The organism is Anabaena azotica SJ-1 (assembly GCF_047275885.1).
Lineage (GTDB): Bacteria > Cyanobacteriota > Cyanobacteriia > Cyanobacteriales > Nostocaceae > Trichormus_B > Trichormus_B azotica_A.
Genome location: NZ_CP178454.1, coordinates 3,117,213 through 3,130,213 on the forward strand (window position 1 = coordinate 3,117,213; position 13,001 = coordinate 3,130,213).

General features: G+C 38.1%; 9 protein-coding genes. 5 read left to right on the plus strand and 4 right to left on the minus strand.

From position 1 onward, the window contains the following. Positions 1-25: 25 nt before the first annotated feature. The 5 genes from ACLLO5_RS13795 (at position 26) to ACLLO5_RS13815 (ending at position 6,529) form a co-directional block, all read left to right on the plus strand. Positions 26-1,171 (plus strand): glycosyltransferase family 4 protein, encoded by a 1,146-nt coding sequence (locus tag ACLLO5_RS13795; RefSeq protein WP_413171089.1) that lies wholly within the window; start codon positions 26-28, stop codon positions 1,169-1,171. A gap of 948 nt (positions 1,172-2,119) precedes the next feature. Then, positions 2,120-2,818 carry an O-antigen ligase family protein gene (locus tag ACLLO5_RS13800; protein WP_413176087.1) on the plus strand — a complete coding sequence of 233 codons (699 nt, stop codon included), beginning with the start codon at positions 2,120-2,122 and terminating at the stop codon, positions 2,816-2,818. 185 nt (positions 2,819-3,003) lie between these two features. Next, a complete protein-coding gene (locus ACLLO5_RS13805) occupies positions 3,004-4,131 on the plus strand; it encodes a glycosyltransferase family 2 protein (protein WP_413171090.1) in 1,128 nt (375 codons plus the stop codon). Positions 4,132-4,279: 148 nt separating this feature from the next. Then, positions 4,280-5,062, plus strand: coding sequence for a class I SAM-dependent methyltransferase (locus ACLLO5_RS13810; RefSeq protein ID WP_413171091.1), 783 nt, complete (start codon positions 4,280-4,282; stop codon positions 5,060-5,062). Between the two features lie 756 nt (positions 5,063-5,818). Next, on the plus strand, positions 5,819-6,529 hold the full coding sequence (locus ACLLO5_RS13815; protein WP_413171092.1) for a WbqC family protein: 711 nt from the start codon (positions 5,819-5,821) through the stop codon (positions 6,527-6,529). Between the two features lie 8 nt (positions 6,530-6,537). On the opposite strand, the gene ACLLO5_RS13820 is transcribed toward ACLLO5_RS13815, so the two are convergent. The 4 genes from ACLLO5_RS13820 to zwf form a co-directional block, all read right to left on the minus strand. Then, positions 6,538-8,748, minus strand: a complete 2,211-nt coding sequence (locus ACLLO5_RS13820; protein WP_413171093.1) for a pentapeptide repeat-containing protein — start codon at positions 8,746-8,748, stop codon at positions 6,538-6,540. Beyond that, a complete protein-coding gene (locus ACLLO5_RS13825) occupies positions 8,738-9,742 on the minus strand; it encodes a zinc-dependent alcohol dehydrogenase family protein (protein ID WP_413171094.1) in 1,005 nt (334 codons plus the stop codon). Before ACLLO5_RS13825 ends, ACLLO5_RS13820 begins: the two co-directional genes overlap by 11 nt. Positions 9,743-9,846: 104 nt before the next feature. Then, the gene (opcA, locus tag ACLLO5_RS13830; RefSeq protein ID WP_413171095.1) at positions 9,847-11,220 is read right to left on the minus strand and encodes a glucose-6-phosphate dehydrogenase assembly protein OpcA; all 1,374 of its coding nucleotides are present in this window, start codon (positions 11,218-11,220) and stop codon (positions 9,847-9,849) included. A 107-nt stretch (positions 11,221-11,327) separates the two neighbouring features. Further along, complete coding sequence (gene zwf / locus ACLLO5_RS13835; RefSeq protein ID WP_413171096.1) at positions 11,328-12,857, minus strand: glucose-6-phosphate dehydrogenase; 1,530 nt, start codon at positions 12,855-12,857, stop codon at positions 11,328-11,330. Positions 12,858-13,001: the final 144 nt, after the last annotated feature.

The following is a 13,001-nucleotide window of genomic DNA, read 5'->3' on the forward strand; positions in this document are numbered from 1 at the left end:
CAATAACAACTATGGATGTTTAATCATGGATCATAAAAGAGTTGAAATTAACATACTAACTAGCGTGCATCGAGCAGTGGATATCCGTATTTTTCACAAGCAAGCAGCCTCCTTAGCAAGGGCAGGATATCAGGTGAAATTATTTGCTCAGGAACATCCTGATGCCTCAATAATGGCTCGGCAATATAATATTACCTATGTTCCTCTATTATCGATAGATAAACGTCGCCAGCGAGGTAAGGTATGGCTAAATCTAATGGAATTATTGAAGCAAATGCCTGGTGATATTTGGCACTTCCACGATCCAGAATTACTCCCATTGACTATTATCTGGAAAAAAATGTTTGCTCAACATGTAAGTCTTATATATGACGTACATGAAGATATGCCATTACAAGTATTGAGCAAGGAATGGATTCCTACTTCACTTAGGAAAGCAACTGCACAGATTGCAGGAAGAGTTGAAAAAAGGTTTAGTAATTATGTTCAAGCAATAGTAACAGCAACTCCTGATATTGCTAATAATTTCGTACACGATAACAAAGTAGTTGTACACAACCATCCTTTTTTACCTAAGCATTCTAAGGAATCAGATATTTTACCTTATCTTGAACGAGATCCAATAGTTGTTTACACAGGTGGTTTGACCAAAATGCAAGGGATTTTTGAAATGCTCTCTACAATTGATTTATTACCTGAATCTCTCAAAGTAAAATTTCATGTAGCTGGAAAGTATGATCCCTCAAACTTAATGGATCAATTGGTAACGACATCTGGCTGGAAACATACTCACTATCATGGTGTCATTAACCGAGATGAGGTGATGGAACTAATGAATAAAGCTAGAGTTGGACTCATAATTGATCATCCTATCCCCAACTATATAAGATCACTTTCCACCAAAATGTTTGAGTATATGTCTGCTGGTATACCGATCATTGCTTCAAATTTTCCTCTGTGGGCTAGTATTGTTAACAAGTATCAGTGTGGGCTATTAGTCGATCCCTATAATCCCCAAGATGTGGCTGATGCAATCCTCTGGATTTTAGAACATCCAGATGAAGCAATGGCAATGGGAAAAAGAGGGCAAAAAGCCATACTCGAAGAGTACAATTGGGAAAGAGAATCTAATAGACTATTAGGTCTATATGAAGCGATTATATCGCAATAAAATATCAACTATGGGACTAGTACACAACGGCGTAAATAAACCAACCATTCCTTCATAGACAAAAAGCCTCTAAAATAAGCTTTTATGTCTTCTGCCTTCAGATACTAGTATTTGATTTTTCAAAAATCAAATAAGCTAAGAGCTTACCGTACAAATGTTCAGTTCTCAGTATACGTAGCAAAAATCAAGCATGATTCCTATCTTATATGACTAGCCCTTTCAAGGTGGTGAAATTTGGAACGAAAACGGTTTATCTCAACCTTCAAAAAGCCCAATATCTGAGCGAAGATGTCAGGACGATAGCACTGAAACAACGTATCTTCGCTAGTCACCTTGAAAGGGCTACTCCTATATTAATTAACATTATGAAAGCATAATGAAGCAGAAAAATCTTCAGGTAATAGTAAAAAGTAACCCATGAGAATTAAACATATTTATTTTTTCTTGAATACGCTAATCGTGCTATTTTTTATACTATTATTGCCCGTTTATTACATTTCTGAAAATGCAGCAATAGGTATATTTAGAAATTACTATTATGTTATATGTCTACTTGCATGTGTAATCCTCTTCATCTCTTTTTTAGTAAAGGCGAGGTCTAGAAGAACTAATTTTCAGTTATTACTAGTATCCATATTTTTTGTATGGACTTTGTTAATTTTAGTCAATGCCATTAATGACTATCACCCTATCCCACAGGCAACCAGTGATATAATATCTCTTTCCTATTGTTCATTTTCATTAGTCTTAGGTATAAACTTTGTCAAAATATCTGATAGTCAATTTTTCTCAGGTCTCATTTTTATTGCATGGCTATTAACCTCACTACTTGTAATTTCCAAAGTAGATCCTGCATATATTCAAGCTATATATGGAATGGAAGATGGGATCAAAAATAGTTTTGCTGGTGTTTATCTATATATTGGTGACACTTTTTGTCTCGTATCAATGATACTAATATCTAAGGTTCTCAACTCAAAGAAAAAGTCAAATTTAAAGCAGCTAATTTCTCAAGATATAATTCGAGAAAGCAAAAAAAATCTCTATTTACCAATTTCTTTGTTAATCATATCTATTATCATTCTATTTCTTAACGGCTCTAGAGCATCGCTTACCTCATTTCTTATATTTTCGCTATATATTCTGTATTATTTATTCAGTCGGTTGAATCCAATTAAGTTCATTTATGTATCTCTTTTATCGTTATCACTAGTAGTTTTATCGTTAACCTTTTTTAGTATTAATTATGATTTTCTATTATCGAATAGGAACCTTGAGCTTATATCAGAAGGCCACTCATCTTCTTTAGAAGGTAGATCCCATTTATATGAACTAGGCATCAAAGACATATACAATAATCCTATTACTGGAAACTACGTGGAGAGAAATTACTATAGAGACAGTGGTACTTATATACATAACTTTCTCGGACTAATTCAAGATTTTGGAATCCCTAGTTTCTTGAGTTACTTGTTCCTGATTTTTTATAGTGTAAAATGTTTTCGCAGTTTGGGGCGATCTCAAGATTGTAATTCAATTACTTATAATGGAATCTTAATAGTCAGCATTATACAAGTCGTTTTTTTTAGATATCCCATAAACTTTTACCCCATATTTATTATTTTTGGGATGAATTTAAGAAGCTAGTGTTCACCTCAGTCTTCTAATCTGCTAAGTGACTTTGTAATTGATTTGAACCTGGGAAGAATATGTTTGAACAACAAATTTGGGGCTATGTCGTTCGGTACACTTAATTGATGCCTATTTTTCCTAAATCATTAACAAATGGGCGAACCGGAAGTTAAAAAATAGATAATGAGGATATTTAAGATATGGATGAAACACAAACTCTACACTCTGAAAAGTCTAAATTGACTTTATCAGCTACAACAACTGAAAAAAATGTAAGCAGTTATCCTTCTGTAACTCTAGCAATCCCCACTTACAATGAAGCAGCGAATATAGAAAGAGTCATCAGAGACTTTTTATCAACTAAATATCCAAACTTAATCGAAATATTTATAGCTGATGGTGGAAGTAGTGATGGGACTGACAAAATAATAGAAACTCTTTCAGTAGAAGACTCACGAGTTAAACTCATTCACAATCCTCAAAAAATCCAATCAGCAGGTCTAAACTTAATCCTTAAAGAATGCAATGGAAATATCTTTCTTAGAGCCGATGCTCATTCAGACTACGCACCAGACTATATAGAAAAATGTGTAGAAGCTTTACTAGAATCAAAAGCCCTCAACGTCGGAGGAGCGCAACGCTTTGTAGGGAAAACTCCATTTCAATCTGGAGTTACCCTTGCTTCCAAAAGTATTTTAGGTAGTGGTGGTGCAAAATATCGTGACCCTAACTACGATGGCTATGCAGAAACAGTTTATATAGGATGCTTTTGGAGACAAGCATTACTAGATGTGGGAGGATTTGATACCACACAAATTACCAACCAAGATGCAGAGTTAAATCAGAAATTACTCAATAAAAGTGAAAAAGCTATCTACATCAGTTCAAAAATTCGCGTCTGGTACTACCCTAGAAAAACCTGGAAATCACTGTGGATTCAATACTTTAAATATGGCAGAGGTCGCTACCTAACAACGACCAAGCACTCAAATCGATTACAACTGAGGGGTAAACTACCATTTCTGGCAATATCTAGTACAATTATAATGCTTTTAATAGATTTGCTGTTTCCAAATTTTGGGCTGCCTGTCATAGAAATCATTTTGTTTGGTGTACTATTCGTCTTCCTGGAAAGCTTGCGAATAAACTGGAAGTTCCGTAATACTTTTACGTCAGAAATTTGGCGAGGAAATAACAATGAACTACCATCTTTTCTGAGTCGCTGGTTTTTCTGCGGAGTTACCTTACTCACAATGCCTATTGCTCATTTTTCTGGATACGCCTATCAATTATTCCGATGCAAGATACTCAGAGTGGAAGGTTGGTAATTTATTCATATAAGGATAAGTATAACGACGTGACAAAAATTATGTAACAAAAAGTAAAAGCGATCAAAATCTCTTCCCTTTTGACTCTTGCCTTTTGCCTTGCCATAACGACAATTTTTAACGCCAACCTACTTAATTATTATTTATCATGTCACAGGAACAAGCAGAACAAGAAATTTATAGAATCCGGCGTGAACAAGAATTTCACGACAAGCGTTTCGCCGACGATTCTGTTCGAGAAAAGAAAGTTAGCCGATTTTACAGTGTTGCTCAAAGCATTAAGCATGAATATAAAAAATTCTTGCTGATAAATTCTAAAGATGCAAGAATTCTTGAATATGGCTGTGGACCAGGAGGCTATGCATTCTTTCTTGCTCAAAATGGTGCGAAGTTAGTTACAGGGATTGATATTTCTGAAGTAGCCATAGAAAAGGCAATGACTCAGGCAAAATCAGAAGGAATAGGCACAAACCTTTCCTTTGCAGTTATGAATGCAGAAGAACTTACATTTAATGAATCTTCCATAGATTTACTATGTGGTTCTGGAATTTTACATCATCTTGATCTGGGGAAAGCTATGGATTCAATAGTGTATGTTCTTAGCCCTCAAGGTACGGCAATATTTGTTGAACCACTTGGTCACAATATATTGATTAATTTATTTCGTTGTTTAACGCCGGAAATTCGTTCTGAAGATGAACATCCGCTATTGGAGAGAGATTTGACTCTGATGAAGCGGTGCTTCAAAAAAGTAGATATTAAGTATTATTATTTAACTGCGCTTGCAGCCAGTTTACTTGTAGGGTTGCCAGGATTTAAACTAGTTTTGGGTGCGCTGGAATTTCTGGATAGATTCTTATTCAAATTGCCTTTTCTACAGAAACAAGCATGGCAGGTACTAATCAAACTATCTGAGCCTATCAAACAATAAGATAATTCATGGCTACCCAACACCACCAGTACAGATTTTGCATGAACTTTTATTGGTCTAATACCTTTGCCAACATAAGAGCCTAGATAGGGCTTGCTGAATAAAGATAAAACCATTTATTAATAAGAGTTTTGCGGATTTTTAAAACAAAAAAGTGCAAGGTTTTGGCTTATGGTGTCTCAAAACAGTTGCATTTTTTCTTGTCGGATATGGGAAATTGAGGATATCCAGATAGCTGAAACTGTTCCCTGTTTCCTGTTCCCTCACAGACAACTTTTTCACCAACCCCTAGATAAATTTTGCCACTTTTGCCAAAATTAAGTATACACAAGCGTTTCAATGAAAAGGTAGTTTAGAATCCGAAACCTTTATCCTGTAATCAATACGCTAAAAAACCCTTGTAGGAGACTTTGTTTTTAAACTATTTATTATTAATAATCTCAATGTATTATTGATAATATATCTTCTTATTGACAGTCCTCTTTTTTAGTAAATACTACTTTGACTAGGCTATCAAAATATCAACCACATTAAAAAATACTATCCAATTTCATACATCCGAACTTCATAAGGACTCAAAATAACGTTAAATGGCTTTGATTTATCTTCCTTCTTAATGGCTTGATATAGCCTTTTTAAGGAATCTGGAGCCAGCAGATTAGGTTCTTTAAACTTATAAGTTTACGCCGATTTATCATCATAGTATATTGTCTATATCCACCATTTGTTTCTCGAAAAACTGTTCGGACTATTACCATGAAAAGTCAAATAATCCTCTCCGTCCATCAACCGAATTACCTGCCCTGGCTGGGCTATTTCAACAAGATCATGAAATCTGATATTTTTGTAATCCTCGACGATGTGCAAGTGCCGCGTGGTCGCAGCGTTGCCAATCGCAATCAGATTAAAGGCATCAACGCCAACGAGATCCTGCTCACAGTCCCTCTTAAAAAGGCAGCCGAAGGCATCCGTTTTTATAATAGTGCCACTATCGATTACGAACAATCCTGGCAGCAAAAACACATTCGCAACCTTCAGGAGAATTACCGCAAAGCAGAATTTTTTGATGAATTTTCCCCAGCCATTTTCGCCTTGTTGGAAAAACAATACGACAACTTGGCTGCCTTAAATACAGCCCTGATCATGTACTTCATCAATCTGTTTGGGATCACAACGAAGATCGTCGTTGAATCGGAGGTGGATGCTAACCTCGGCATGAGCAATGAGCGGATCATCAATCTCTGCAAGCATTTTGGAGCCGACACTTATCTTTCTGGTCAAGGTGCGCGGAAATACAATGATCCAGAATTGTACGAGCAGTCCGATATTACATTAACCTACCAGGAATATGTACATCCGAGCTACCGACAATTGCACGGAGAGTTTATGCCGTCTATGTCTGTGGTGGATCTTGTTTTTAATGAAGGTACAAATAGCGTTAATATCATTGCCCAGGAACTATTTTAGATGGTAGTTTATTTCAAATAAATCAGTAAATTTAATCCGGGAATTGTGCGTGAGAGAGTCCATAAAACCAGGGTAATATAAAGTAATCCTAAACTCCACTGATACCAAGCCAGTGCAGCGATAATTCCTGGTAAATGTTCATCCCGTAGTCGGATATCATTGAATCCTAATCGCACTAAATTATTGAGACTAAAATCATAGTAATTGAGCCAATTCCAGCGTTTATCTAATAATAAAGGCATATATCTTTCTCTAAAAGTCGGATTTCTGGGGATGACTGGTAAACGTCCAATTAACAATCTTAATTGTCGTAATGTTCCATCTTCTGTGAAGTAAGAGATATTCATTAAATCGTGGTAACGTCCTTGTTGATAAAGTCGGCTTAATAAAGTTAAGGGAACAGGAACAATAATGAGAAATAGACATCCTAAAGTTAGCCAAGGTTGTTCAGTATTACGGAATATGGCTAATAGACTTAAGGATATTAAACAGCTAAAACTAGTAAAAATAGAAATAGTTTCGTAAAATGTGGGGATTATTGCTACAGGACGCAAACGACGGTAACGGTCTATTAACCAAAATAGTAATCCAAAATAAGCGATCGCAACTCCCCCCACACCAAAAACCAACCAGAAATTTGTTCCATAACCACTCAACAACAATAATACACTTAACAACAACCAATTTATAGCGTGAATCAACCACCCACCAATGGATAAGGGGTCAATTGCAACCAAGCGATCGCGCACTTTTTGATATGTGTCTAAATCAATATCCGCTAAACTTAATAACTCATTACTATTACGAAATAATTTTAACTCTCGCTGTTCCTTAATAGCTTGCGCTTGAGTAGGTGAAAAACCCAAATTAATTAACCTAGAAATAGAAGCGTGATTAATATTTGTAGCCACCAAAAATTGACTTAATTCTATTAATCTCAATCGCTGTTTTATATATTCTAATTGATTTGCATCACCAACTTGTTGCTGTTGACGGAAATTTTGCGCCAGATTACGTAAAATATTTTGATTTCCTTGCAATTTGGGAACAAAAAATTTATTACCAATTTCCCCAGGATTTCCTAAAATTTTGGCTTGGTTAGAATTAAAATTTAAACCAGATACATTTAAAAATGCTCCCTTAACAAACAACGCATCGCTAAAATCAGCTTGATTGAGAATACTCGTATCATGAAAATCTACAGATTGATTAAACTGAGTTTCTCGAAAAATAATATCCTTTTGAAAAATAGCTTCTGTAAAAGAAACCACCTGATTAAACTTAGCCTTATTAAACTGCACTGGATTTGCAAAACTAACACCAGAAAAATCGGCTTCTCCTTGCCATAAAGAATTATTAAATTTAGAAGTTTGTTTAAATATAGCTTTATTAAAATTAGAACTTTCAATAAAAAAACTACCTTGAAAATCCACCAATTCTTGGAATTTAGCTTTTTTGAAATTAGCTTTTTCAAAAAAAATGCTTCCTTGAAAATTACTAGGTTGCACAAAAGTAGCACCGTCAAATTTAACAGAACGTCCAAATCTGACTTCATTCCAGTTAGTAGTTTTCAGAAAGCTTGCACCTTGAGAATTTATAGATTGAAGAAAAAAAGTATGTGGAAACAGCACTTCACCATTAAACCTAGTTTCCACGAAAGTCAAAGCACCACGAAAAACAGCAATTTCGCTAGAAGTATTTGATAGAGTTCCTAAAAGCAATTTACAATCCTTAGAATCAGGAAAAGCTATTGATAGTGATTGCAAACATACCAAACGTAGACGTTCTAGTTGTTCTTGTTCAGTAGTCGTAAAAATTGGCGCTATAGCTTGTGCATAAAGAGGAGTCCTTAAACCCAAATCACTACCAATAAAATCACCCTGAATCAAAGAATAACTCAAATCTAAACCCAAAGGTTTTGCACCAGTTTTTTGTAATTCCTTTCGTAATAATTGGTAGAAATCATCCCGAAAAACACTATTCTCAGGACGTAAATCAATCACCATTTCCCGCAAATCAATAGTTAAACTCCCTTCCCGTAGCGTAGGATTTTTAATACGTTCTTGTAACAATTCCAGAGTTAAAGGAGTGCGTTCAGCTTGTGCTGCAAAAGCAGGGAGAGGAAAAAATAGTAAAACGCAGAGTAACGCAAAGTAACAAAGAGAAACTCTGCGAACCTCCGCGTTAAACCTCCGTGTACCTCTGCGTTTAAAAAACATCACTAATTAGTAAAACTATTTTTCCTGTTATACTACCATTCTCCAGCAATTGATGAGCATTTGCAGCTTCTTGTAAAGGAAATGTATGACTAACGTGGATTTTTAATTTACCTTCATCTATCCAAGTAGCACATTGTTGAAGAATTTCACCATGATGCTGTAGACCTTCTATATTTCCTAACAGCATTGGTGTCAACATTAATTCTAAACCAATGCGAAGATTTTTAGTTCTGGCAACTTTCCAAACAGTATTAGCATCCGGTTCAAGAATAGTGACAATATCACCATAAACGCGCACTGAGGAAAAAGTTTGATCAAAAATTGCTCCCCCAATAGTATCAAAAGCTAAATCAACACCTTCCCCATTTGTCCAGTCTAAAGTAGCTTGAATAAAATCAGTTTGTTTGTAAAAAATTATTTTATCAGCACCTAATTGATTAACAAAATTTGCTTTTTCTTGAGTGCTAATAGTAGTGGCTACTTCTGCACCTTTAAGTTTAGCTAATTGGATGGCGACATGACCAACACCACCAGCACCAGCATGAACTAAAACTTTTTCTCCTGGTTCCAGTTTTCCCCGTTCATATAATGCTTCCCAAGCAGTTATTAAAACTAGGGGTGCTGCTGCGGCTTCAGCGAAAGAAATAGATTTAGGTTTAGAAGCGACAAATTTTTCATCAACGGTTGTATATTCGGCGTAATTACCTTGATGTGCGCCTAAACCACCATAGCAAAAATATACTTCATCTCCAGGGCAAAATTTTGTAACTTCACCACCAACAGCTTCTACAATACCTGCACCATCGCATCCTAAAATAGCCGGCATTTGTTCGGGGTAAAATGTCCCACGTTTCCGCAATTTGGTATCAATGGGGTTAATTCCAGCGGCCACTAAACGAACTAAAATTTCTGTATTTCCCGGTGTGGGTTTGGGGACTTCTTGTAATTGCAGAACTTCCGGGTTTCCTGCTGCTGTCATCAAGACTGCTTTCATGTTTTTACTCCTACTAGATGCACTTCTTTTGTAACTTTAGCGTAAAAAGAATCCCCGATCTTTTTCACAAGTCGGGGATTTGTGCATTTAGATAGGGAAAAATCTTAATTTCCCAACTTCAAAGTTTTGCCAATTATCGCCAAACTTTCCTCAAATAGTGCCTCACGACCCCAGCGTTGTACCTGTTGACTCAATAATGCCTCAGCTTTTTGTTCCGAAAGAGAACTTACTTGTTGAAACAAACCAGCAGACTGAGCGCCACCGTGAGTTTCCATCCGCATACAACCACCAGTTTCTGAGCAAATCACTGTTCCACAATTTGCTTGAGGATTGGTAGAACTCAAACGCAAAGCAATCAAATCACCCACAATTTCACCAATATCAGCAATTGGTACACCTGCTAATTCGGCTTCTATTTGTCGTTGGTCTAGACCTAAAAAGCGAATGGTAGTGATATCATAATCACCACTTTCCTTAGCATAGTAGACGGGTTGCCATTGCAAACGACTTGCTAACCAACCCAAAAACAGCAACGCTTGGGAAGGATTGCCTTTTTCGTAATCAATAGTTACTCGGTCAATGTCTTTCAAACTAGAACGACGATTTGGTGGATCATAAGCTTCTGCTGTCAACTCTTGCCATGCAGATAAACGCCGCCAGTTTAAATCAGCTAAAGGTACTCCTGTATCTACCAAATCTTGCAAGGTTAATAAATCATCTTCTGGAGTATTGAAGTTACAGGAATCTACAATCACATTATTGCAGACTGCTGCTAACCGTTTGAAGAGAGGATTATGAGCATCTGGAGTTGCTTTCCACCAGAGGAATTTAGGCAAGCCACCTATTAACAAAGCGGGTATCATTCCCCCAATACGTTCCAATGCGGCTGTAGTGCCAGTTAGAGTAATATATTCACAACATATAAGAGTTGTGGAGGACTGTTTTTGAATGGGACAATAAGCTGAAACTTGTGCTTTTACCCCTTCATCTTCTCCAGCAATGGGACATAAGGCAATAATCCGGCAAGGATTACGCAGGGCAATTTCATCAGCAATAGTCGGACTTGTAGCACTGAAGGTATAGCCCATAGCAGCGCCGTGACTATCGCCTTTTGGTCCACTGTGTTGCTTTTTGAAATATTCTTCCCGTAAGGCGGTGAGAGTTTCTGGTGTAGCACTACCAGTTTCTGGGAGATGATGTTTTTTCTGTACTTCCCGCAAAGCTGATTGAGTTTGTGGCCCTAAAATTCCATCAATTGGACCGTTGTAAAATCCGGTTGCAGTTAACAAATACTGGGTTTCTTCTGGTTCGTAAACCACTAAAGTAAATGTTGTGGCGCGGGTAGCAGCAGGTAGCGCCCCATCTTCGCCGGTTAAGCCGTAACTTTGCCAAATTTGAGTAAGTTCCGCTTCTATTTCTGTGAGCGAAACATCCTTGGGGGCTTGCAGTGAATAAATCGTAGGCGCTTGGGAAACCATAGTCTAGTTTAGATTGGTAATTGGTAATTGGTAATTGGTGATCATTGGTGATTGGTAATTGGTAATTGGTCAGAATTTATTACCTATAATGCCCAATGCCCAAATATTTAGAGTCTGCGCCAGCGGCGACCGTCTTGGTTAATTAATAATTCTGCTTCGGCAGGTTCCCATGTACCTGCTTCGTACTCAGGAATGGTAGTGGGATCTGCGGGTGCATCCCAAACAGAAAGGGCTGGTGTGACTACCTGCCAAGCGGCTTCTACTTCGTCTGCCCGTGTGAATAATGTTTGGTCGCCCATCATACAATCGAGGAAGAGGCGATCGTAAGCATCGGATGTGGCTTCGATGCCAAAAGAACCATAAGTAAAATCCATATCAACGGAACGGGTGCGGAAATCACCACCGGGCATTTTTACATCAAACCGCAGGGAAATTCCTTCATTGGGTTGTATCCGCAGTGCCAAGACGTTAGCATTTTTTTGTTGGGCAGCGGAGGGGAACATTCTGGAAGGGACTTCCCGGAAGTGAATAGCGATTTCACTAACTTTTTTTGGCATCCGCTTTCCTGTCCGCAGGTAGAAGGGGACTCCTTGCCAACGCCAGTTATCAACGATAAATTTCATCCCCACAAAGGTTGGTGTGGTGGAGTTGGGGTTAACGCCTGGTTCTTCTCGATAGCCTGGAACTTGTTGTCCTTTCATCCAACCGGCGCTATATTGTCCCCGAACTGCGGAACGTGAAAGATTATTCACGTCAGCTAAACGAGTTGCTTGTAATACTTTGACTTTTTCTGTGCGGATACTGTCAGCATCCATGGCGTTGGGTGCTTCCATTGCTGTTAAGCAGTAAAGTTGCATGAGGTGGTTTTGCAACATATCCCGCAGTGCGCCGGCGCTTTCATAATAACCAGCCCGGTCTTCAACTCCTACTGTTTCTGCAACGGTAATTTGGACGTGATCAACAAATTGCCGATTCCATAAAGGTTCAAAAATGGCGTTGGCAAAGCGGAAAACTAACAGGTTTTGGACGGTTTCTTTACCTAAGTAGTGGTCAATCCGATAAACTTGGTTTTCTTTGCAATATTTCTGCACTACTTGGTTGAGGTTTTGGGCGGAGGCTAGGTCACGTCCAAAGGGTTTTTCGATTACCAACCGATGTTTATCTGGGTCGTCTAGCATCCCCCCTGCTCCTAGCTGTTTGATGGCTTCGGGGAAGAAGTTGGGCGCGACGGAGAGGTAGAACATCCGGTTTCCCCGTGTTCCCCGTTTTTCGTCTAATTCGGATAATAAGGTTTTCAGTTTTTGGTAGCTTTCGGGATCATCTATGTTCCCAGGACAGTAGAACAGACCTTGAGAAAAGTCTTGCCAGAGTTCTCCTAGCTCGACATTACTATGAGCTTCTTCCATGCCTTTCTGCATTTGTTCACGGAAGTAGTCATGACTCCATTCTCGTCGAGCTACACCCACAATGGTGGTTTCTGGAGGAATGCGTCTTTCTCTCCGTAATTTGAAGAGTGCGGGAACGAGTTTGCGCCAGGTTAAATCTCCGGAAGCGCCAAAAATAACTATAATTTGGGGTTCGGGCATCCCTTGTTGTTGGAGGCCAACGCGCAAGGGGTTTTCTAGCAGACTGACCATAGAATTTTGGATTTTGGATTTTGGATTTTGGATTTAGGGAAAGGTGACAGGTGACAGGTGACAGGTGACAGGGAAGAGGCAAAAGATAATTAGGTTATCCTTTCTCTCCTCCCCTGCTCCCCCCGCTTCCCCTGCTCCCCCTGC

Coding starts and splice junctions, on each gene's coding strand:
- ACLLO5_RS13795 (WP_413171089.1), top strand. CDS start 26: ATGGATCATAAAAGAGTTGAAATTAACATACTAACTAGCGTGCATCGA.
- ACLLO5_RS13800 (WP_413176087.1), top strand. CDS start 2,120: ATGATACTAATATCTAAGGTTCTCAACTCAAAGAAAAAGTCAAATTTA.
- ACLLO5_RS13805 (WP_413171090.1), top strand. CDS start 3,004: ATGGATGAAACACAAACTCTACACTCTGAAAAGTCTAAATTGACTTTA.
- ACLLO5_RS13810 (WP_413171091.1), top strand. CDS start 4,280: ATGTCACAGGAACAAGCAGAACAAGAAATTTATAGAATCCGGCGTGAA.
- ACLLO5_RS13815 (WP_413171092.1), top strand. CDS start 5,819: ATGAAAAGTCAAATAATCCTCTCCGTCCATCAACCGAATTACCTGCCC.
- ACLLO5_RS13820 (WP_413171093.1), bottom strand. CDS start 8,748: ATGTTTTTTAAACGCAGAGGTACACGGAGGTTTAACGCGGAGGTTCGC.
- ACLLO5_RS13825 (WP_413171094.1), bottom strand. CDS start 9,742: ATGAAAGCAGTCTTGATGACAGCAGCAGGAAACCCGGAAGTTCTGCAA.
- opcA (WP_413171095.1), bottom strand. CDS start 11,220: ATGGTTTCCCAAGCGCCTACGATTTATTCACTGCAAGCCCCCAAGGAT.
- zwf (WP_413171096.1), bottom strand. CDS start 12,857: ATGGTCAGTCTGCTAGAAAACCCCTTGCGCGTTGGCCTCCAACAACAA.